At 32.9% G+C, this 20,689-nt stretch carries 21 protein-coding genes; 4 read left to right on the top strand and 17 right to left on the bottom strand.

Annotated features, from left to right (window positions below; genetic code table 11):
- Positions 1-188: 188 nt before the first annotated feature.
- The 6 genes from ACH2BP_RS09065 to ACH2BP_RS09090 all read right to left on the bottom strand — a co-directional run bounded on the left by ACH2BP_RS09065 (position 189) and on the right by ACH2BP_RS09090 (position 7,042).
- Positions 189-1,427, bottom strand: coding sequence for an MDR family MFS transporter (locus ACH2BP_RS09065; protein ID WP_395059125.1), 1,239 nt, complete (start codon positions 1,425-1,427; stop codon positions 189-191).
- Between the two features lie 76 nt (positions 1,428-1,503).
- Positions 1,504-2,589 carry an exopolyphosphatase gene (locus ACH2BP_RS09070; RefSeq protein ID WP_395059127.1) on the bottom strand — a complete coding sequence of 362 codons (1,086 nt, stop codon included), beginning with the start codon at positions 2,587-2,589 and terminating at the stop codon, positions 1,504-1,506.
- A 157-nt stretch (positions 2,590-2,746) separates the two neighbouring features.
- The gene (frr, locus tag ACH2BP_RS09075; protein ID WP_395059129.1) at positions 2,747-3,310 is read right to left on the bottom strand and encodes a ribosome recycling factor; all 564 of its coding nucleotides are present in this window, start codon (positions 3,308-3,310) and stop codon (positions 2,747-2,749) included.
- A gap of 107 nt (positions 3,311-3,417) precedes the next feature.
- Positions 3,418-4,125: a UMP kinase gene (gene pyrH / locus ACH2BP_RS09080; RefSeq protein WP_395048012.1), complete on the bottom strand. Its 708-nt coding sequence runs from the start codon at positions 4,123-4,125 to the stop codon at positions 3,418-3,420.
- A 75-nt stretch (positions 4,126-4,200) separates the two neighbouring features.
- Positions 4,201-4,848: a queuosine precursor transporter gene (locus tag ACH2BP_RS09085; RefSeq protein ID WP_395059131.1), complete on the bottom strand. Its 648-nt coding sequence runs from the start codon at positions 4,846-4,848 to the stop codon at positions 4,201-4,203.
- A 79-nt stretch (positions 4,849-4,927) separates the two neighbouring features.
- Complete coding sequence (locus ACH2BP_RS09090) at positions 4,928-7,042, bottom strand: response regulator (protein WP_395059133.1); 2,115 nt, start codon at positions 7,040-7,042, stop codon at positions 4,928-4,930.
- Positions 7,043-7,232: 190 nt separating this feature from the next.
- Here ACH2BP_RS09090 and ACH2BP_RS09095 point away from each other — a divergent pair, with 190 nt between their 5' ends.
- Positions 7,233-8,309, top strand: a complete 1,077-nt coding sequence (locus tag ACH2BP_RS09095) for a T9SS type A sorting domain-containing protein (protein ID WP_395059135.1) — start codon at positions 7,233-7,235, stop codon at positions 8,307-8,309.
- A 72-nt stretch (positions 8,310-8,381) separates the two neighbouring features.
- Here ACH2BP_RS09095 and tsf read toward each other — a convergent pair whose 3' ends face one another.
- The 8 genes from tsf to ACH2BP_RS09135 form a co-directional block, all read right to left on the bottom strand.
- Entirely contained in the window at positions 8,382-9,206 is an 825-nt protein-coding gene (gene tsf / locus ACH2BP_RS09100; RefSeq protein ID WP_395059137.1) for a translation elongation factor Ts, read from the bottom strand.
- Between the two features lie 100 nt (positions 9,207-9,306).
- The gene (rpsB, locus tag ACH2BP_RS09105; protein ID WP_395059213.1) at positions 9,307-10,107 is read right to left on the bottom strand and encodes a 30S ribosomal protein S2; all 801 of its coding nucleotides are present in this window, start codon (positions 10,105-10,107) and stop codon (positions 9,307-9,309) included.
- A gap of 139 nt (positions 10,108-10,246) precedes the next feature.
- The gene (gene rpsI, locus ACH2BP_RS09110) at positions 10,247-10,633 is read right to left on the bottom strand and encodes a 30S ribosomal protein S9 (protein WP_011962624.1); all 387 of its coding nucleotides are present in this window, start codon (positions 10,631-10,633) and stop codon (positions 10,247-10,249) included.
- Entirely contained in the window at positions 10,633-11,088 is a 456-nt protein-coding gene (rplM, locus tag ACH2BP_RS09115; RefSeq protein WP_011962625.1) for a 50S ribosomal protein L13, read from the bottom strand. Before rplM ends, rpsI begins: the two co-directional genes overlap by 1 nt.
- Positions 11,089-11,224: 136 nt before the next feature.
- Complete coding sequence (locus ACH2BP_RS09120) at positions 11,225-11,677, bottom strand: GNAT family N-acetyltransferase (RefSeq protein WP_395059141.1); 453 nt, start codon at positions 11,675-11,677, stop codon at positions 11,225-11,227.
- Positions 11,678-11,877: 200 nt separating this feature from the next.
- The gene (locus tag ACH2BP_RS09125) at positions 11,878-14,301 is read right to left on the bottom strand and encodes a ribonucleoside-diphosphate reductase subunit alpha (RefSeq protein WP_395059143.1); all 2,424 of its coding nucleotides are present in this window, start codon (positions 14,299-14,301) and stop codon (positions 11,878-11,880) included.
- A 267-nt stretch (positions 14,302-14,568) separates the two neighbouring features.
- Positions 14,569-15,546 carry a ribonucleotide-diphosphate reductase subunit beta gene (locus tag ACH2BP_RS09130; RefSeq protein ID WP_395059145.1) on the bottom strand — a complete coding sequence of 326 codons (978 nt, stop codon included), beginning with the start codon at positions 15,544-15,546 and terminating at the stop codon, positions 14,569-14,571.
- A gap of 247 nt (positions 15,547-15,793) precedes the next feature.
- Positions 15,794-16,363 carry a DUF3109 family protein gene (locus tag ACH2BP_RS09135; RefSeq protein WP_395059147.1) on the bottom strand — a complete coding sequence of 190 codons (570 nt, stop codon included), beginning with the start codon at positions 16,361-16,363 and terminating at the stop codon, positions 15,794-15,796.
- Between the two features lie 195 nt (positions 16,364-16,558).
- On the opposite strand from ACH2BP_RS09135, the gene ACH2BP_RS09140 reads away from it, so the two are divergent.
- Genes ACH2BP_RS09140 through ACH2BP_RS09150 form a run of 3 tightly spaced genes read left to right on the top strand, consistent with a single transcriptional unit; the run spans position 16,559 to position 17,985 of the window.
- Positions 16,559-17,137 carry a MarC family protein gene (locus tag ACH2BP_RS09140; protein WP_395059149.1) on the top strand — a complete coding sequence of 193 codons (579 nt, stop codon included), beginning with the start codon at positions 16,559-16,561 and terminating at the stop codon, positions 17,135-17,137.
- A gap of 38 nt (positions 17,138-17,175) precedes the next feature.
- On the top strand, positions 17,176-17,376 hold the full coding sequence (locus tag ACH2BP_RS09145) for a hypothetical protein (protein ID WP_395059151.1): 201 nt from the start codon (positions 17,176-17,178) through the stop codon (positions 17,374-17,376).
- A complete protein-coding gene (locus ACH2BP_RS09150; RefSeq protein WP_395059153.1) occupies positions 17,377-17,985 on the top strand; it encodes an FAD-dependent oxidoreductase in 609 nt (202 codons plus the stop codon).
- Positions 17,986-18,091: 106 nt separating this feature from the next.
- Here the strand turns inward: ACH2BP_RS09150 and ACH2BP_RS09155 are convergent, their stop codons facing one another.
- Genes ACH2BP_RS09155 through ACH2BP_RS09165 form a run of 3 tightly spaced genes read right to left on the bottom strand, consistent with a single transcriptional unit; the run spans position 18,092 to position 20,469 of the window.
- Positions 18,092-18,415: a DUF433 domain-containing protein gene (locus ACH2BP_RS09155; protein ID WP_395059155.1), complete on the bottom strand. Its 324-nt coding sequence runs from the start codon at positions 18,413-18,415 to the stop codon at positions 18,092-18,094.
- A 34-nt stretch (positions 18,416-18,449) separates the two neighbouring features.
- Positions 18,450-20,024 (bottom strand): S41 family peptidase, encoded by a 1,575-nt coding sequence (locus tag ACH2BP_RS09160; protein ID WP_395059157.1) that lies wholly within the window; start codon positions 20,022-20,024, stop codon positions 18,450-18,452.
- 16 nt (positions 20,025-20,040) lie between these two features.
- The gene (locus tag ACH2BP_RS09165) at positions 20,041-20,469 is read right to left on the bottom strand and encodes a deoxycytidylate deaminase (RefSeq protein WP_395059159.1); all 429 of its coding nucleotides are present in this window, start codon (positions 20,467-20,469) and stop codon (positions 20,041-20,043) included.
- Between the last annotated feature and the right edge of the window lie 220 nt (positions 20,470-20,689).

Below are 20,689 nucleotides of genomic sequence, written 5' to 3' on the forward strand. Positions count from 1 at the left end.
GATTTCTTTTTTTGATTTGCTTGAGGATTTATATGCATAAAAAAGGCTACTTAGCATAATAAGGGACAATAGAATAATTACAATTTTAAAACTTTTACTGTTTTGTTTTTTCTTGTTTTTTTTTGACATTTTTTTTAACTATTTTTTTTTATAAAGCTATTATTTTTATTTCTAATTAAAGTAGATTATTAAACCCTTTTAGCAAGCGTTTCAAATCTGATATTTTTGTCTAGCTTGTAATAGAGTACAATACCTATGAGTCCTATAACCCCCATTAGTAACCAGTTTGAAAAATAATTAAAATTTTCGATAACACTAAGGCCTATTTTTGGGCTTAATATTTGTGCTGCACTAAAACTCATAGCATAGAAAGCCATGTATTTTCCTTCTTGTCCTTGAACAGCTCGTGTAAATGCAAAAGTATTAGAAAATGAAAAAAGCAATATTTGCCCTAAGGTTATTAGAAAAATGCTAACAATTAGTATTGCGACAGATTTTGAAAATAACAAAAAGAAGAATCCTGAAGTCATAAATACCGAACCTAATAATATTATTTTGGTTGCTTCAAAACTTTTCCTTTCTAAAAAACCTATTAATGGCATCTCAAAAAGGAATACTAATAAGCCATTTAATGCAAGCAACATTCCTATTTGAAATTCGTCAAGTTTGAGTTTATCGGAGTTATATTGTGGTATTGTTGTAAATAATTGAAAAAACAAAAAAGCAGTAAGAAAACTTGCAAATAAGAAGATGACAAAGTTAGAATCAAATTTTGAATTTCCGATTGCTACTTTATTCTTTTTTCTGTCTTTATTAATTTTTCTTCGGGCTTTATATATTTTACTTTCATCGATGAGCAACATGAATACAGAAATTGCAACAATGCACGTGATGCCATCTATCCAAAAAAGCATGTCGTAATTGTCTTTTTGTATAACTAATCCCGCTATAACAGGTCCTGATACAATTCCTAAATTTACAGCTAGTCTAATTAAAGTTAATGCTCTGGTTCTGTTTTTTTTGTTGGTAAAATTAGATACCGCAACATACATTGCGGGTTTATACATGTCAGCAATAGCCGTTACTAGAAATAACCCTATGCATATTTCTACAAAATCATATAAAAACATTAAGGAAATAATACCGAAGCCTGTTAAAAAAAGGCTAGACAACATGATAGTGTAAAACCCTAATCTGTCTGTTAGCTTCCCCCCGATCCAATTGCCAAATAATGCACCGACTCCGATACAAACAAACATCCAACCTACTTGAGTAAGGCTAAAAAAAAGGTTTTCATGCAAATATTTAGTTAGGAACAACATTACCATTGCTCCAGCACGATTGATGTAGGTTATGAATGTTAAAACCCAGACTTCTCTTGAGAAACCTCTAAAGCTATCAATGTAGGCGTTGAAATAACTTTTCATTTTATTTGGTTTTTAAATCAAAAAATAGCATTGGGATTCTACTTATCGATTTTGTTATTATAATTGAATAAAATTATTAATATATTTTTTTAACTTTTTTAGATCTATCAGCAATATAAGAGACTAGCCAGGCTATTTGTCCCTCTTTAGCGAAGTATAATTTTTTGTCATTTATTCCCGGAATTGCTTCAAGACAAACTAGAAGGATGTTACTTCCTGAGATTAAATATTTTTGTGAATAGGTTTTCAAAACTTTTTCAGCATCTTTATCAGTTTTAGCTAATTCTTCAAATTTTTTAAAATTATTTTTCAAAATTGCATCATAATTAAGTACATCTTCTAGATTAAACTTATTAAAACTTTCCTTTGCTGCTCCGTTATAAAGCGTATAAAAAGCCCATACTGCTCCACCTGACATAAATACTTTTTCTTTTTCTAAAGCTACCGGACTAGTTCCATACATTGCGTTTATTTGATCTCTTAATGTAGGAAGGAATCCGAATGATTTCTCGTTATATTCCGAAATATCGTCTTTCCTTGTTTTTTTTATTACAGCTTCTGTAAGCGTTATAGTACCATAACTTACACTTAAAGGAAAAAAGACAAATGCATCATCATTCCTTACGTCGACATATCCTCCTTTAGTGTTTCCACCACCAATATCTAAAATCATCGAATCTTTATAATCCGAAGGCGGAACGCAACCTTTTAGCAGCATTTTTCCTTCTGTTTGTGCATCAATAAAATCTAAGTTTTTGTTTGTTGACAGTTTAACTTTATCTATTAGTTCTTTTGTGTTTTTTGCCATAGCAACACCCGAGGAACCAACTATAAATATGTTTTCATCAGTTACTTTAAACTCGTTTTTTATTTTTATATAATTAGAAAGTACTGTAGCCGCTGCCTTATCTATGTCTTCTTTGGCAAGATTACCATCAATAGCTATTCCTTTTGCGATACCAACATTTTCGGACCAATAAGATTTAATAACAAAATCTCCTCTTTTGATGTTTTTAACATCTAAAACAGACATTTTTATACCTTTACTACCTATTTCAATACCTGCAAATAGATTTTCAGGAATAGTTTCTTGCGAGAATAATGTATTTTGAAAAAAGAATAATAAAACAAAGGCGCTAAGAAGTATTTTTTTTATATTCATAGTAGGTAAAGTTTAAAATTAAAAAATAGATTTTACTTTAGTTGGAGAGTAAAAATATCAAAAAAAATAACATAAACGCATTAAATTCTTTTAAATATAAAAAATCCGTTAAGTTTTTTAAAACTTAACGGATTTTTAGGCTTTTTTTTAACTAAAGTTAAACCTTCATTATCTCAGCCTCTTTGACTACTAACAGCTCATCTATTTTTCTAATAAAAGTATCTGTAAGTTTCTGAACGCTTTCTTCGGCGCTTTTACAAATATCTTCTGATGTTCCGTCTTTTTCTAATTTTTTGATATCCGAATTAGCATCTTTACGAACGTTACGAACACCTATTTTAGCATCTTCTGCTTCTGTTTTGGCTTGTTTTGCTAATTCGCGTCTTCTTTCTTCCGTAAGTGGAGGAACACTAATTATGATTAAATCTCCATTGTTCATTGGATTAAAACCAATATTAGCAATCATAATCGCTTTCTCAATTACTTGCAACATGTTTTTTTCGAAAGGTTGCAAAGTGATTGTTCTAGCATCTGGCACACTGATTTTTGCAACTTGCGAAAGTGGTGTTGCCGAGCCATAATAATCTACAAAAACACTTCCTAGCATAGCTGGAGAAGCTTTTCCTGCACGAATATTTAAAAATTCTTTTTCTAAATGGGCAATAGAACCTTCCATAGATTCTTTTGTACTATCGAGAATAAAATCAATTTCTTCAGTCATTTTATTTTAGATTGTTAGACTTCTTGGATTGTTAGGCTACTAAGATTTCTTGAACTAATATAAGTTTTATGAAAGTCTAAGAAGTCTAAAAATCTAAGTTGTCTGATTTATATATTTACTACTGTTCCAATGTTGTCTCCTTTGCAAATTTTAAGTAAATTTCCTTCTTTGTTCATATCAAAAACTATGATCGGTAATTTATTTTCTTGACTTAATGTAAATGCTGTTGTATCCATGACATTTAATCCTTTTTTGAGTACGTCTTCAAACGAAATGTAATCAAATTTTACTGCATCTTTATTTTTTTCTGGATCTTCAGAATAAATACCATCTACACGAGTTCCTTTCAGAATAACATCGGCATTTACTTCAACACCTCTTAGAACAGCTGCTGTGTCGGTTGTAAAATAAGGATTTCCTGTTCCTGCACCAAAAATTACAATTCTGTTTTTCTCCAAATGTCTTACCGCTCTTCTTTTAATGTAAGGCTCGGCAATAGCTTCAATTTTTAAAGCAGTTTGCAAACGAGTAAGCATTCCTTTTTCTTCGAGTGCACCTTGCAATGCCATTCCGTTTATGACTGTGGCAAGCATTCCCATGTAATCTCCCTGAACTCTATCCATACCATTACTTGCACCTGCAATACCTCTAAAAATATTTCCTCCTCCAATGACAATGGCGATTTGAACTCCTAAATCATGAATTTGTTTTATTTCATCAGCATATTCTGCTAAACGTTTTGGATCTATTCCGTATTGACGGTCTCCCATTAGTGCTTCACCACTTAATTTTAGAAGAATTCTTTTGTATTTCATTGCAATTTTGTGCTTGTTATGTACTGCAAATATAAAGATATTCTTCCGTTTTATAAAATTGGTTTTTATTATTTATTAATCTTCCGAAATATGTTTTTTAATAAGGTCATGACCTAAATAAATCATTGGCGTTAAAGCGATTGCAATAATTAGCTTGAAAGTGTATCCGGTTAGTGCCGAAGTAATAAATGTTTCGAAATTTATTTTACCTGGCAACCAAAATGCTATTCCTAAAACAATAAAGGAATCAAATAATTGCGAAATTACTGTAGAACCTGTTGTTCTGAGCCATATTTTTTTGTCACCTGTTTTGTTTTTGAAATACCAAAAAACACTAACATCGATGAGTTGTGAAACTAGAAAAGCTATGATGCTTCCCACGATTATCCACATACTTTGCCCGAAAACGGCTTGAAACTGATTATCATTTACAGGACTAATTCCTTTGGCTGCTGGAATTGCGATTGCAAATAACAAAACTATAAAGGCATAAGCAATTAAGCAGGCGGTTATAAAAGATAGTTTTCGCACTCCTTTTTCTCCGAAATATTCGTTTATTAAATCGGTGGTAATAAAAACGATTGGCCAAGGCAATATTCCGATACTCATGACAAATGAGCCAATTTGTATTAATTTTCCGCCTATAAGTTCTGCAACAACGGCATTGGTAATGAATATTCCTGCTAGAATTACAAAAATAAGTTCTCTTTTGGTTTTGAACATGAATTAGTGTTTTATCAAAGTTAGGTATTTTATTGTTTTAAGTAATTGAACAAAGGTTAATTAATGAAAACATTAATTTTTAAATCAAATTCCCAAAACGCTCGTTTAATTTTGAAAAAAAGTAAGTTGCATTCGTAATTCCAATACTCTCGGCTATTTCTTTTTTTGTAGCATAAGGATTCTCTAATAATAATGTTTTTGCTTTTTGAAAACGAGCTTCCATGATCAGTTCTTGTGTCGTTTGCCCTAAAATTGCTTTCGTTTTTCGGTTTAAAGTACTTTTAGAAATACTTAAATGTAAAGCAATATCCTCAACTCCAAAAGTTGATGAATGCATGTGAGTATAAATTAGTTCATTTAATTCAAGATTAAATTTATTAGCAAAAACTGATAGACTTTCTTTTTCTTCTGTTGCCAAAGTAGTCTCAAATAACTGCAAAATATCTAATGATTGCAACGATTTTTTTATCATTAAATGCAACTCTTCCTCTATAAAAGGCTTATTTAAATAGCCATCAATCCCCAATCGAAGCATATTGAGCTTTCCTTCTTGATCGCTTCTTGCCGTTAATACAATTATTGGTGTTTTTAGCTCAAGTTCTTTGATTTTTACAACCAATCCTTCCCCATCTAAAACAGGCATCATATAATCTGTAATAACAATATCAAATGATTGTTTTTGAAGAATTTCAATTGCTTCTTGCCCGTTTTCGGCTTCGGTTATTTGATAATTTTCTAAAACTTCTTTCAAATAATTTCTCATTTGTAAATTGTCTTCTACAATCAAAACGGATCTATTTAAAGTATTTGATTTATAGACACACATTTCTTTCGGAATGCTTTTTTTAGTACTAATCGTACTCATTTTCGCTTTTGTTGCACAGTATTCAATAGCTTTTTCGGGAATGGTAATCGAAAATATTGTTGCTTCGTTTGGAACACTAGACAACGAAATTTCAAATTGATGCGCCTCTACTATATTTTGAGTAAAAGACAAACCTATTCCACTACCCTGACTCTTGGTAATGTCGTTTTTAGATTGAAAAAAACGATCAAATACTTTATCTAAATCGTATTTTGGGATTCCAATTCCTGAATCCTTTATTGCGATAATCAAGTCCTTTTCTAAAAGAACTTCGATTTCAACAATTCCTCTTTTAGGTGTAAACTTTAAAGCATTGGACAGTAAATTATTGATAGATTTGGACATCAAATCCTCATCTATAAAGACAGAAATTTCAGGGATATTCATTTTTAAATTAAATTGAATTTCCTTTTTTTGAAAGACTTCTTTAAATTCTACATAATGCTTTTTTAAGAAAGGTTGCAAAGAAACCATTTTAGCATCAATTGTAAATTCATTAGAATCAATTTTACTCAAATTAATAATATCGCTAATAATACCTTGAATTAGTTGGATTTGATTATTAATGAGGTTAATTTTTTCTTGATTTTCTTCGACAGAACCTTTTAAATTAATTCTTGATGCATTTCCTTGAATTAAAGTTAATGGTGTTCTGATTTCGTGTGAAAAATTGACAAAAAAGTGCGATTTGAATTCATTAAGTTTATCGAGTTTATTTCTTTGTTCTTCCAAAAGAACTTTATCAGCAATAACTTTATCACGCTCTACTTTTAATAGATTTTCTGTTTTTTCATTTTGCTTTTTAAAATAATTAGTCAAAATATAAAACAAAATGAATAAGCAAACTAAAGCTGGACTATAAAAATTAATAGTAGCGTAATGTTTGAAAAAAGAATTTGGGATAGCAAAACACAAAAGTGCAAGAGTAAAAATACTGTAATTTATTTTCTTATTATCAGTTAGCACTAAACTTACGGCAGGCGCTAAAATTAAGTAAAATTCTAACAATTGTCCTTTTTTTAGGAAATTTCCAAAAACAAAACTATTAACAATAAGCATCATTGCAAACATAAATCGCGCAGTTTCATATTTTCCTTTGGCGTGCAAGTATTGAGCTAAAATAATAACCATTAATTGTAAAAAATGCACAACAACATTCAAGTAAAGAATGGGTGTTTTGATTAAATAATTTAAAAGTAAAATTACCGCAGTAACATACCAACAATAACAAAATGCATTGAACAGTTTGATTCTTTTAATTTCCGAATTGGATTGTATAGAATTACGAATTCCTAATGACACGAATGAGTCAAACCTACTTTTATTCATTTTATTATTTCAAATAATTGGATCCAATTTTAATCAAAAATATACTTTTTATGTGAGAAAACTCAACTTTGAATCAAATGGAAGTTTTGAGACACAAATAAAAGCCAAATGAATCAAATGGATTCTATTTTGATTTACGACGAATTATCAAATATTGCAAATTTGTCTCCTAATCAATAAAACAAATCTTATGAAATCAAAACTATTTTTTTTAGTTCTTTTATGCTCTTTAAAAGCATTAGCACAAATACCTACTACTAATTTAGATAGTGAGTATAAATTTACAAACAATACATTAGACACTTTTGGCACAGCAGAAAATTTAACCAAAACAGGAAGTGCTGCCACCTTTACAACCGACAGATTTGGAGCGGCATCAAATGCTATAAATCTAGCTGGCGACAATTTGAGTCGTGTTCCAGTACAATCAGCAACAAGTCTTAGTATGAGTTTTTGGGTAAAAACAGCTATAAACGATACTAATTTTAGAAATATTATGGAACAATCACAACGAGTTAATACTGCAAATGACTCATCTTCGAGAGGTTGGTATGTTTATTTACGAAACGGAATTGTTAGCTTATCGTGTAATTATTTATGGAGATGGACTGCTAATGGAGGTTTAAATACCTACACAGGTCATACAGGTTGGTGGGATTGTACTTCAAACACCAATATTGCTGATAACAATTGGCATCATGTGACAATAACTATAACCGGAAGAAGCTATTACAATTATGCAGGAGCACCAAATTGGGCATTTGAAAATGTTTATAAAATTTATGTAGACAATGTGCTTAAAAACACGATAACACGAACTTATAATGCAACTACCGCCACTGGTGGAAATGGCACTAGTTCGCCTGATTTTTTACCAAATAACAACCTAATAATGGGAAATAACAGTTTTGGAAATTTAGCCGTTGCAAATAGATATACAGATACGATTGATGATATTCGATTTTATAAAACCACACTAACTCCTGGAAATGTCACTAGTTTATTCAATGAATCAGCTCCACTAAGTAGAAACGATTTCAATTCCTTTTCTAATTTTAGCATTTATCCAAATCCAACAAGCGGAATAGTGACTGTAAAAAGCGTAGAAAATATCGAAAATATTGAAATTATTTCATTAGAAGGAAGAAAAGTAAAATCTTCTCATGAAGCGAAAATAGATATTTCAGATTTATCAAACGGAATATATCTCATGCAGATAAAAACTATTGACGGAAAATTAGGAATTAAAAAAATAATAAAAGAATAGGCAAGTTGTTTTTATAAAAAAATCCCATTTCAAATAAATGAAATGGGATTTTGTATTTAATTTTGGAATAAATTATCCTAAAGCTGCTCTTTTGAAACCTGTTACAATTAAGTTAGCATCGATCGATTTAACATAATTAGCAACACTCATTGAGCTATCTTTAATATAATCTTGGTTAACTAAAGTGTTGTCTTTAAAGAAACGACCTAATTTACCTTTTGCAATATTTTCGATCATTGCTTCTGGTTTTCCTTCTTGACGAAGCATATCTTTAGCAATTTCTATTTCTTTAGCAATAACTTCTGCGTTTACTCCAGCTTCGTCTAATGCGATTGGATTCATTGCAGCAGCTTGCATTGCTACGTTTCTTGCAGCTTCTTCGATACCGTCTGCTTTTGCAGAGAATGAAGTTAAAGTTGCAATTTTGTTTCCTGAGTGAATGTAAGACCCAACGAAAGCACCTTCTAATTTTTCGAAAGTTCTAATTTCTAATTTTTCTCCGATAACTCCTGTTTGCTCGATTAGTTTATCAGCAATAGTAATACCATTAAAATCAGAAGCTAAGAATTCTTCTTTGTTGTCAAAATTTAAAGCGAGATTTGCCATTTCAACAGCCATTTTCACGAAGTTTTCGTTCATACCTACGAAGTCAGTTTCACAGTTTAATGTGATAACAACTCCAGCAGTATTGTCAGCATTTACAACAGCAATTGCAGCTCCTTCAGTAGATTCTCTATCTGAACGGTTTGCAGCTACTTTTTGTCCTTTTTTACGTAAATTTTCGATTGCTAAATCAAAATCTCCATCTGATTCAACTAAAGCTTTTTTACAATCCATCATTCCAGCTCCGGTGATGGTTCTTAATTTATTTACGTCTGCAGCAGTGATAGTTGCCATATTTATTATTTTTATTAGTTATAAAAAAAATTACGAATTACAAATTACGAATTACGCTAAAAAACTCGTAATTGATAATTCGTAATTCGTAATTAAATAATTACTCTTCAGTTTTAGCAGCTTCAGCTACAATTGCTTTTTCGTCAGCTTTTGTATCTGTAACTTCTTCTTGAGCAACTTCTTCAGTAGTAGCGTCAGCTTCTTTATCAGATGATCTGTTTGCAAGACCATCAATAATAGCTTCAGTTACTAAAGTTAAAATTTTATCGATTGATTTAGAAGCATCATCGTTTGCAGGGATAACGTACTCAACAAGACGTGGGTCAGAGTTGGTATCTACCATTGCGAAAACTGGAATGTTTAATTTTTGAGCTTCTTTAATTGCGATGTGTTCAGCTTTGATATCTACTACAAATAATGCAGCAGGCAATCTTGACATATCAGAGATAGACCCTAAGTTTTTCTCTAATTTTGCACGCAAACGATCCACTTGTAAACGTTCTTTTTTAGACAAAGTCATAAAAGTTCCGTCTTTTTTCATGCGGTCGATAGTCGACATCTTCTTAACAGCTTTACGGATTGTAACAAAGTTTGTTAACATTCCACCAGGCCATCTTTCAGTGATGTACGGCATATTTGCAGCAGCAGCTTTTTCAGCTACGATGTCTTTAGCTTGTTTTTTGGTAGCTACGAAAAGTATTTTTCTACCTGATGCAGCGATTTTTTTAAGAGCTTCATTAGCTTCTTCAATTTTTGCTGCAGTTTTATATAGATTGATAATGTGAATTCCATTACGCTCCATATAGATGTAAGGAGCCATGTTTGGATCCCATTTTCTAGTCATGTGTCCGAAGTGAACACCTGCTTCTAGTAAGTCTTTAACTTCTATTTTATTTGCCATTTTGTAATAGTTTACGTTCTGTTGAATTAGCAATGATTAAGTAGCGATTGTGTAATCAGGTCTTAACCATTTAGATGCTAAACTAGTTTCCTGCCTCGACAGGAAGAGCAACAATAACTTAGTTTTTAATAAAAAAATATTAACGTTTAGAGAATTGGAATCTCTTACGGGCTTTCTTCTGACCGAATTTTTTACGTTCAACCATTCTTGGGTCTCTCGTTAGTAATCCTTCTGGTTTTAAGATTGCTCTGTTTCCTTCTCCAACTTCACACATTACTCTTGCTAAAGCCATTCTTACTGCTTCTGCTTGTCCTGTGCTACCACCTCCGTAAACATTTACTTTTACATCATAGTTAGTTACATTTTCTGTCATTGACATTGGTTGTAAAACTTTGTACTGTAAAGTAGCTGTTGGGAAATAAGTTGCAAACGCTTTTTTGTTAACAGTGATTACTCCTGTTCCTTCCGATACATAAACACGTGCAACTGCACATTTTCTTCTACCGATTTTGTGAATTGCTGCCATTACTTAAGATCGTTTAGGTTAACTGTTTTAGGTTTCTGAGCGCCTTGTTTGTGCTCTGATCCTACAACAACATTTAAATTTCTAAAAAGCTCAGCTCCTAATTTATTTTTAGGTAACATTCCTTTTACTGCTTTTTCTACTAATAGAGCAGGGTTTTTTGATTGCAAAACTTTTGCAGTCAAACTTCTTTGTCCTCCTGGATAACCTGTGTGACGGATGTAAGTCTTCTCGTCCATTTTGTTACCTGTAAGGTTGATTTTCTCTGAGTTGATAACAATTACGTTATCTCCGCAGTCCACGTGTGGTGTGTAACTTGGCTTGTACTTACCTCTAAGGATCATAGCGACCTTTGATGCAAGACGACCTAAGTTATGACCATCAGCATCTACAACAATCCACTCTTTTGTGATAGTGGCTTTGCTTGCAGATTGTGTCTTGTAGCTTAATGCGTCCATAATATTATTTTAATTAAACATTCCATTCCCAATAAAGGGAGTGCAAAAGTACGATTATTTATTTTAAATGCAAATAGGAAAGTAAAAATTCTTTTTTATTGCTTTTCAGAGAGTTACAAATCTTTTCAAACTATATTTATTTTAAAACTTTCTTCATGCATATGCTACATTCTATTCCTATATACTGTCCGTAATTTTCTGTTATAGAATATCCTGATTTTTTATATAGTGCTACAGCATTTGTTAGTGCTTTATTGGTATCGAGTATACAAGCAACATAGTTTAATTCTTTTGCCCAAAGCTCTAATTCTGATAAAATAGCAGAAGCAATTCCTTTTCCACGATACTCTTCATGTACAAACATTCTTTTTATTTCTGCAATTCCAAGTTCGTATTCTTTGAATGCTCCACAACCTATTGCGATGCCATTTTCATAACAAACCACCACATTGTTTATGCTATCAATCTGATTGTACTGATCAAAGTAGGCATGTTCTTCTCCATCAACAATCTTCAATACTTGGTCGAGTAATAGTATTAGGTTTTTGAAATCTGCATTTTGAGATGATGTACGGGTTATGGTCTGCATTTTAGTATTTTAAGTTTAATTATTTGATTTGTTCATTTTGACCAAAATAAAATATTTTTTTTAGCCCCGATTGCAGTGAAAATCCTTTTTTGAGGCTTTTCGCCGAAAAAAAGATTGTAACGTAAAGCGGGATTAGCTCCTAAAATAATTACAGCCATCAAATTTGACAGCTGTAATTATTTTTAATGTTCAATTGACTACTACGATCCACACATTTCACAATCTTCTGGACCAGCATTTTTGGCTAGTTCGATCATGGCTCGGTATTCTTCGTTTGTCATTGCGGTAGTTACTACTTCGACCTCAGCTAAAACTGGTTGCTCTTTTACTTCGATAGCAGCAATGGGCTCGGCTTTTTTGTCGTTGTTTAATGTGAATTTTATCGCATCGACAGCCGCTTTTGTTCTCAAATAATACATTCCAGTTTTTAAGCCTGATTTCCAAGCGTAAAAGTGCATCGATGTTAATTTCGAGTAATTGGCGTCTTGCATAAACAGGTTTAACGACTGTGATTGATCTACGAAATATCCTCTGTGACGTGACATATCGATAATGTCTTTCATAGACATTTCCCAAACAGTTTTGTACAATTCTTTCAGATCTTGCGGAATATTCAAATTCTGAACAGAACCATTTTCACGCATTAATTGTTGTTTCAAATCTTCTGTCCACAAGCCACGTTCTACTAAATCGTTCAATAAATGCTTGTTTACTACAATAAATTCGCCAGATAAAACACGACGTGTGTATATATTTGAAGTATAAGGTTCGAAAGCTTCGTTATTTCCTAAAATTTGAGAAGTTGAAGCTGTTGGCATTGGCGCAACCAAAAGTGAGTTACGAACTCCATTTTTCATTACTTCTTTACGCAAACTTACCCAATCCCAACGACCAGAAAGTTCTTCGTCTTTCATTCCCCACATATTATATTGGAATTCTCCTTTAGAAATAGGTGATCCTTCAAAAGTAGAATATGGGCCTTCTTCGATTGCCATTTCCATAGATGCGGTTACGGCTGCGAAATATAACGTTTCGAAAATTTCTTGATTCAGTTTTTTTGCATCATCACTTGTAAACGGTAAACGTAGCATAATGAAAGCATCAGCCAAACCTTGCACTCCCAAACCAATTGGACGATGGCGTTTGTTAGAATTTTCTCCTTCAATTACGGGATAATAATTCCTGTCAATAACTTTATTCAAATTTCTAGTCACTCGTTTGGTTACCGTAAATAGTAAATCGTGGTTGAATTTTCCATTTTCAACGAACATTGGTAACGATAATGAAGCCAAGTTACAAACGGCAATTTCGTCTTTCGATGTATATTCCATAATCTCGGTACACAAATTCGACGACCGAATGGTTCCTAGATTTTTTTGGTTTGATTTACGATTTGCAGCATCTTTGTACAACATGTATGGCGTTCCAGTTTCAATTTGTGATTCTAGAATTTTTTCCCACAATTCATGTGCTTTGATCGTTTTTCTTCCTTTTCCTGCTTTTTCGTAATCGGTGTACATTTTTTCGAATTCTTCGCCGTGCACATCGTATAATCCTGGACATTCGTTAGGACACATTAAGGTCCAATTACCGTTTTCTTCGACACGCTTCATGAATAAATCTGATGTCCACATCGCGAAAAATAAATCTCTCGCACGCATTTCCTCTTTTCCTGTATTTTTTTTCAAATCCAAGAAGTCGAAAATATCTGCATGCCAAGTTTCTATATAAATTGCAAAACTTCCTTTACGCTTTCCTCCACCTTGATCTACATAACGAGCGGTATCGTTGAAAACACGTAGCATTGGAACAATTCCGTTCGATGTTCCGTTAGTTCCACGAATGTAAGAACCTGTTGCGCGAACATTGTGAATAGAAAGTCCAATTCCACCCGCTGATTGTGAGATTTTAGCCGTTTGTTTTAAGGTGTCGTAAATTCCGTCGATACTATCGTCTTGCATTGCCAAAAGGAAACAAGATGACATTTGCGGTTTTGGTGTTCCTGCATTAAATAATGTTGGTGTAGCGTGTGTGAAAAACTTTTTAGACATTAAGTCGTAAGTTTCTATTACCGATTTTAAATCATTTAGGTGAATTCCAACCGAAACACGCATTAACATGTGTTGCGGGCGTTCAACTATTTTTCCGTTTATTTTCAACAAATAAGAACGTTCTAGGGTTTTGAAACCAAAATAATCGTAATTAAAATCTCTTGTATATATAATGTGTGAATTTAAAAACTCAGCATTTTCTTGAATAACATTATGTACTTCTTCCGACAACAATGGTGCTTCTTGTCCATTTCTAGGATTCACGTAATGATACATTTCGTTCATCGTTTCCGAGAAAGATTTGTTCGTATTAGAGTGTAAGTTCGAAATCGCAATTCTCGCCGCTAGTTGCGCGTAATCTGGGTGTGCAATGGTCATAGAAGCCGCAGTTTCTGCCGCTAAATTGTCTAATTCTGATGTCGAAACACCATCGTAAAGCCCCTCAATTACTCGCATAGCTACTTTTACAGCATCTACTAAATCATTCAATCCGTAACACAGTTTTTTAATTCTTTCTGTGATTTTGTCGAACATTACAGGCTCTTTGTGCCCATCTCTTTTTACTACGTACATAATTTGTTTGTTTTGTGAAAAAGCAAATCCCTTTGCAGTTTCGGGTTATTTGTAATCTGTCATTGTAAGAAACGAAGCAATCTCACGATTGTTATCGATTCTCATTTTTTTTGGGAAGCCAATCCCGCTATTCGCTTCAATCTTTTGTCTCGTTCCAAAAAAACGAGACAAAAGGATTTCCACTGCTATCGGGGCTAAGCTAATTTTCAGATTTGGGGGCTTTACTGAAAATTTCGGTATTTATTTGGTTTGGTTGTATTATTTTATTTAAAAATCAGCATCAAAACTAATTTTTTGTGCTTCAGAATCGGTATTCATGACGCCTGCTTTTTGGTATTCTGCTACTTTCTTCTCGAAGAAGTTCGTTTTTCCTTGCAACGAAATCATATCCATAAAATCGAAAGGATTTGATGTGTTGTATTCTCTATCACAACCTAATTCTACGAGTAATCTGTCAGCAACAAATTCTAAATATTGCGTCATTAGCACAGCATTCATACCAATTAATGAAACTGGTAAAGATTCCGTAATAAATTCTCTTTCAATATTTAAAGCATCAACAATAATACTTCTAATTCTTTCTTTTGGCACTTTGTTAACTAAATGATGGTTATGCAAATGCACTGCAAAATCGCAATGAACACCTTCGTCACGAGAAATTAATTCGTTCGAAAAGGTTAATCCTGGCATTAACCCACGTTTTTTCAACCAATAAATTGAGCAAAACGCACCCGAAAAAAAGATTCCTTCAACTGCTGCAAAAGCAATTAAACGCTCTGCAAACGAATCAGATTCTATCCATTTCAAAGCCCAATCTGCTTTTTTCTTGATGGCTGGAAAAACTTCTAAGGCATTAAATAATTCATCTTTTTCAGTTTCATCTTTTACATAAGTATCGATTAATAATGAATATGTTTCAGAATGAATATTTTCCATCATGATTTGAAAACCATAAAAGAATTTCGCTTCAGCATATTGCACTTCATTTACGAAGTTTTCGGCCAGATTTTCGTTCACAATTCCGTCCGACGCAGCGAAAAATGCTAAAATATGTTTTACAAAATAACGTTCGTCATCAGATAATTTGTTATTCCAATCGTTTAAATCTTGAGACAAGTCGATTTCCTCAGCAGTCCAGAAACTAGCTTCCATTTTTTTGTACCATTCCCAAATATCGTGGTGTTTTATCGGAAAAATCACAAAGCGATTTTTGTTTTCTTGTAAAATTGGTTCTACGAAAGACATAGTTTGTTGGTTTTTATTGTATTATAAAAATTGATTTTGTATCGATTTTGGTTTACAAAGATTGGAATTTGAATCTGTAAATGAAAGAGATAGTTATTCACAATTGCCTTGAGTTTTTAACAAAGCATAGTTTTGTAAACACTTTCTGTAAAATTAATAAATAACTGTAATTCAATTACTTAAAAACGAAAAAAAAGGTAAGGTATTGTAAAATAAGGGATTTATTTTTAGCTCTAAAAACCAAAAACTATTCGTTTTTTAGTTCTTCGGCAACCTTCTCTAGTTCGGCATACCAGTTTTGGCCAAAGCGACGAATAAGTGCTTCTTTTACAAATTTATATACTGGAACTTCGAGTTCTTTTCCTAATGAGCAGGCTGGAGAACAAATATCCCATTTGTCGTAATTTACAGCTGCAAATTCGGTAAAATCTTTAACACGAATTGGATACAAATGACAAGAAACCGGTTTTTTCCAATCGATTATTCCTTGATTGTAAGCTTGTTCGATTCCGCAAAGTGCCGTTTTACCATCAAAAATGACATAAGCACAATCTTTCTCGTCAATAAGCGGAGTTTCTTGACCTCCATCGACTCCAATATGCCAGGTTCCTAGCGCTTCAATTGCGGCAATCCCTTCTGGTCGTAGTAAGTGCTTTATCTTTGGGTAAATTTCTTCTAGAATTTTAGTTTCCTCATCAAGTAATGGCGCGCCAGCATCGCCATCGACACAACAAGCGCCTTTACACGCTGATAAGTTGCATACAAATTCTTTTTGAAGAATGTCTTCCGATACGATTGTTTTACCTAGTTGAAACATTTTGCAAAGGTAGTTTAAACTTTTTGAGTTACAAAAATTTATTATAAATACTCAGCTTGCTTTGCCAGTCTTTTGTTATAGTTATTATATGAAGAATCACAAAGTTTACACAGAGATAAACGAAGAAAAACATCATTATAACTACAGTCAGCAAAGAAAATTTAATTGTACTTTTGTAAAATAAAAATAGTGATTATGTTCGAAATTAGCTGGAAGGAAATTGTAACGGTAAGTATGGTTTTGTTTGCCGTGATTGATATTATTGGAAGTATTCCTGTGATTGTAGATTTACGCAGTAAAGTGGGGCATATTCACTCTGAAAAAGCTTCGATTGTTGCGATGTTTATCATGATTACGTTTCTTTTTGTGGGTGAAGAATTGCTACATCTGATAGGAATTGATGTTAATTCTTTTGCTGTCGCAGGTTCGTTTGTCTTGTTTTTTCTGGCATTAGAAATGATTTTAGGTATTCGATTATACCGAGATGAAGAAGCAAAAACGGCTTCGATTGTACCTATTGCTTTTCCGCTAATTGCTGGTGCGGGAACGATGACAACTTTGCTGTCGCTGAAATCTCAGTTTCATACTATTAATATTATTATTGCAATTTTACTAAACATTATTTTGGTTTATGCGGTTTTGAAATCGTCTTCTAAAATCGAAAAAATGTTAGGCGTTACTGGTTTGGGAATCATTAGAAAAGTGTTTGGCGTCGTTTTATTAGCTATTGCTGTTAAATTATTCGCAGCTAATGTTAAAGGCTTGTTTCTTTAACCGAAATTTTAGTATTTTTGACCTATAAATAATTTCATATGAAAATCTTTACTTATATCATTATTGCATTAGCTACTATTTTTATCGGCATCAATTTTACTAGACTCGATTTTAGTAATTTATTGGAAGGCGAAAGTCTGATTGCGATTATAGGAATTATTGCCATAGTTTGCGCTGTAGTTATTTTACTTATTTTTAGATTGTCTAAATCTATCGAAGAGAAATTAAAAAATCAATAAATGTTTGATGTTTTAATTATTGGCGGAGGCGTTTCGGGTGTTTCTTGCGCTTTGGTTTTAGGTTCTGCTCACAAAAAGGCTTTTGCTCAGGACAAAAAAATTGCCATTATTACACACCAAAAATCATCATCGCTTCAAGATGCTATTTTTTACAATGCTTATGGTATTCATTCTGGAAAATTAGGTTCTGAAATCCTTACCGAAACCACTACGCAATTACAAGAAAATTATCCTCATGTTACGCAAATAGAAACCGAAAAAGTCGTTTCTGTGGCTGGCGAAGCGGGGAATTTTGTGATTGTTACCAATAAAAACACGTACCAAACTAGAATTATTGTAATAGGAATAGGTTCTTCAAGCTTATTCTCGATTGAAGGTTTACAACAATATATTGAACCCCACAATAAGTCATTGGCAGATAAAAACAGAATTCAACTAAAAAATACGGATCAAAAAGTAGCTGACGGAATTTATGTTGTTGGCTCTTTAGCCGGACACCGAAGTCAGCTTGCGATTGCCGCCGGAAGTGGTGCTGCAGTTGCTACCGATATTCTTACTTTATGGAATAATGGTATTGAAACGCATGTTCATGATAGTGTGAGGGAGTAGGTTTTTATTTAAACGATTAGAAGTATAAAAAAAACTTCAAAAATTTAAAAAAAAACCAATAAAACTACTGTTATGCGATTGTGCTTTAATTTTTGGTATTCAAGTTCTAATATTTACCAAATAAATTAGTCCCTTTTAATAATCTTATCTTTTCAACCATAGCATTCCGTTTAATAACAACTTTCTCAATTAATGACATTGCTTTTTTAAATTCAATTGCTCCAATTAATTCAAAAGCATATTCATAAGAAGTTAAAATATCTCCCTTTGTTAATTCTGGAAATTTTTGCAGAATTTCTTTCTCCGAACCTCCACCTCCATGAGCCAATAGTCTCAATATCTCCCTAACAGAAACGTTTTTCCCTTTTATAAGTACTTCTGAATATAAAGCATCACCTTTTCCTGCTGATAATTTATCTTCTAAATTCATTTTATTCTATTTAAAAATCTTAACCCAAAAACCTTTAATTCTTCAAAGCTTCCTTTACCATCACATCATCTTTTAGTACAACCTGATAATACTGGCTTTCGCCTAATAATTGTCGACAAAACTCGGCCGAAATATAACGTTTGATGTAGTTTTTGCTCGAATCTAAATCGATAAACGAATCATTCAATTCAAACATTTTTTTGAAACTATTGTAATACAAATCCGAACCTTCTATTTTAGTGATAATTTGGGCAAAAGTCAGGTTAGAAAACTGGTTTCTGTGACGGTCTAATTCTTTAAAAACAAAATTAGAAACCAATCCAGATTGCATAATCATAGGGATTATTTCGTTCCCTTTTGTAGATTCTAACGAAACAAAAACATCGGGTACAATACCGCCACCGCCATATACAATTCTGCCTTTTGGAGTTTTAAACTTTAAAGGATCAGCAATTTTTATACTGTCTTTAGCATACAATTCGCCGTTTTTGTAACGGTTCATAAACTCGTTAAGGTATTCTTCGTTTCCGTCTTGGTATGACTTCTGAATAGAACGTCCAGTTGGCGTATAATATCTCGCAATAGTTAATCTCACGGTGCTTCCGTCTTCGAAAGGCATTTCTCGTTGCACCAATCCTTTCCCAAAAGAGCGACGGCCAACGACCAAACCTCTATCATTATCTTGTATCGCGCCAGCTAGAATTTCGCTTGCCGAAGCCGAATTTTCGTTGATTAGTAAAGTGACTTTTCCATTCTCGAAAACACCATCGCTTGTAGCAAAAGTTTTATCGATACGTTTTTTCTTGTTTTTAGTAAAAACAATGAGTTTTTTGTCTTTCAAGAATTCATCAGCAATAGAAACCGCTTGATCAAGATAGCCACCACCATTGTCTCGTAGATCGATAACTAGCGAATTTGCACCTTGTTTTTTTAGTTTATTTAAACCAATTTTAAATTCCTTATACGTTGTTTCAGAAAAGCGATTCAACTTTATATACCCTGTTTTTTTAGTGAGCATGATAGCAATATCGACGCTTTTTAGAGGGATAACATTGCGGATTACTTTCAGATTGAATTTTTTGTTTGTCGATTTTCTAAAAACTGTCAGAATTACTTCGGAGTTTGGCTCTCCTTTTAGCTTTGAATATAGCTTTTCGGTGGTAATTTTTTTACCAAAAAGCTTTTCGTTATTGGCCGATAAAATTCTGTCACCAGCCTTGATTCCTGCTTTTTCTGAAGGTCCGCCTTCTACAGGTTTGATGACTGCGATGGTGTCATTATTTACAAAAAAGTTAACGCCAATACCTACAAAATCACCCTTCATGCTTTCGGCAACACCTTGTGCTTCATTACTTGCAATATAAACTGAATGTGGATCGAGTTTACCTAAAATTCCGTTTACGGTTTGGTCTACAATCGAATCGGTATTTACATTATCTACATATTCGTCATTTATAAAATCGATCAGTTTGTTGAGTTTTTGTTTGGATTGATTCTCAGTATTTAGCTTTGTCGAAACTGGAATTCTAACAAAAATACCGCCCAACAAAAATCCAACCGCTATTGCGGCAAAAATGAATAACGGAAAATATACTTTATCAACTTTCATTTAGAAAATGTATTGTTTATTCAATTTCTTGAATCCAATCTACCTGAACGCCTGCTTTTTCTAGGAATTCTAACCCTGAATTGTCTTTATAACCTTCCATATACACAACTCTTTTTATTCCCGATTGGTGTATTAGTTTGCTACATTCTTTGCATGGCGAAAGCGTAATGTATAAAGTAGCACCTTCGCAAGTCTGTGTCGATCGGGCTACTTTTAGTATCGCATTTGCTTCGGCGTGAAGCACATACCACTTAGTGAGTCCTTCTTCGTCTTCGCAACAATTTTCGAAACCTGATGGAGAACCGTTGTAACCATCGGAAATTATCATTCTATCTCGTACAATAATCGCGCCAACTTGCTTGCGCTTGCAATAGGAAAGTTTGCCCCATTCTTTTGCTAATCGCAAATAGGCTTTATCGTATTTGTTTTGTTTTTTCTCTTTCATCTCGTTTTTTGAACGAGACAAAAGTAAATCATTTTTTGAGTTGAAATGTTAATTGAGAATATTTAACTATTTTTTAGTTTACTGAGGTTAAAATGGTTGCTCTAATATCCCTTATTACTTCACTTGGTTTCTATTTTTATGGAGTTCAGTGAACTTCGTTTGAAATGAAAATCCTCGTCTCGTCTTTTTCGGACGAGGCGAGATTGTAATGGAAAGAAGG

The organism is Flavobacterium sp., from assembly GCF_043756175.1.
Taxonomy (GTDB): Bacteria; Bacteroidota; Bacteroidia; order Flavobacteriales; family Flavobacteriaceae; genus Flavobacterium.

Bases quoted from the DNA above. Each gene is read 5' to 3' on its own strand.
- tsf (WP_395059137.1), bottom strand. From the start codon at position 9,206: ATGGCAACTATCACTGCTGCAGACGTAAATAAATTAAGAACCATCACC.
- rpsB (WP_395059213.1), bottom strand. From the start codon at position 10,107: ATGGCAAATAAAATAGAAGTTAAAGACTTACTAGAAGCAGGTGTTCAC.
- pyrH (WP_395048012.1), bottom strand. From the start codon at position 4,125: ATGAAATACAAAAGAATTCTTCTAAAATTAAGTGGTGAAGCACTAATG.
- frr (WP_395059129.1), bottom strand. From the start codon at position 3,310: ATGACTGAAGAAATTGATTTTATTCTCGATAGTACAAAAGAATCTATG.
- ACH2BP_RS09085 (WP_395059131.1), bottom strand. From the start codon at position 4,848: ATGTTCAAAACCAAAAGAGAACTTATTTTTGTAATTCTAGCAGGAATA.
- ACH2BP_RS09120 (WP_395059141.1), bottom strand. From the start codon at position 11,677: ATGCAGACCATAACCCGTACATCATCTCAAAATGCAGATTTCAAAAAC.
- ACH2BP_RS09165 (WP_395059159.1), bottom strand. From the start codon at position 20,469: ATGAAAGAGAAAAAACAAAACAAATACGATAAAGCCTATTTGCGATTA.
- ACH2BP_RS09150 (WP_395059153.1), top strand. From the start codon at position 17,377: ATGTTTGATGTTTTAATTATTGGCGGAGGCGTTTCGGGTGTTTCTTGC.
- ACH2BP_RS09155 (WP_395059155.1), bottom strand. From the start codon at position 18,415: ATGAATTTAGAAGATAAATTATCAGCAGGAAAAGGTGATGCTTTATAT.
- ACH2BP_RS09125 (WP_395059143.1), bottom strand. From the start codon at position 14,301: ATGTACGTAGTAAAAAGAGATGGGCACAAAGAGCCTGTAATGTTCGAC.
- ACH2BP_RS09090 (WP_395059133.1), bottom strand. From the start codon at position 7,042: ATGAATAAAAGTAGGTTTGACTCATTCGTGTCATTAGGAATTCGTAAT.
- ACH2BP_RS09140 (WP_395059149.1), top strand. From the start codon at position 16,559: ATGTTCGAAATTAGCTGGAAGGAAATTGTAACGGTAAGTATGGTTTTG.
- ACH2BP_RS09095 (WP_395059135.1), top strand. From the start codon at position 7,233: ATGAAATCAAAACTATTTTTTTTAGTTCTTTTATGCTCTTTAAAAGCA.
- ACH2BP_RS09145 (WP_395059151.1), top strand. From the start codon at position 17,176: ATGAAAATCTTTACTTATATCATTATTGCATTAGCTACTATTTTTATC.
- ACH2BP_RS09135 (WP_395059147.1), bottom strand. From the start codon at position 16,363: ATGTTTCAACTAGGTAAAACAATCGTATCGGAAGACATTCTTCAAAAA.
- ACH2BP_RS09065 (WP_395059125.1), bottom strand. From the start codon at position 1,427: ATGAAAAGTTATTTCAACGCCTACATTGATAGCTTTAGAGGTTTCTCA.
- ACH2BP_RS09130 (WP_395059145.1), bottom strand. From the start codon at position 15,546: ATGTCTTTCGTAGAACCAATTTTACAAGAAAACAAAAATCGCTTTGTG.
- rpsI (WP_011962624.1), bottom strand. From the start codon at position 10,633: ATGGCAGCAATTCACAAAATCGGTAGAAGAAAATGTGCAGTTGCACGT.
- ACH2BP_RS09070 (WP_395059127.1), bottom strand. From the start codon at position 2,589: ATGAATATAAAAAAAATACTTCTTAGCGCCTTTGTTTTATTATTCTTT.
- rplM (WP_011962625.1), bottom strand. From the start codon at position 11,088: ATGGACGCATTAAGCTACAAGACACAATCTGCAAGCAAAGCCACTATC.
- ACH2BP_RS09160 (WP_395059157.1), bottom strand. From the start codon at position 20,024: ATGAAAGTTGATAAAGTATATTTTCCGTTATTCATTTTTGCCGCAATA.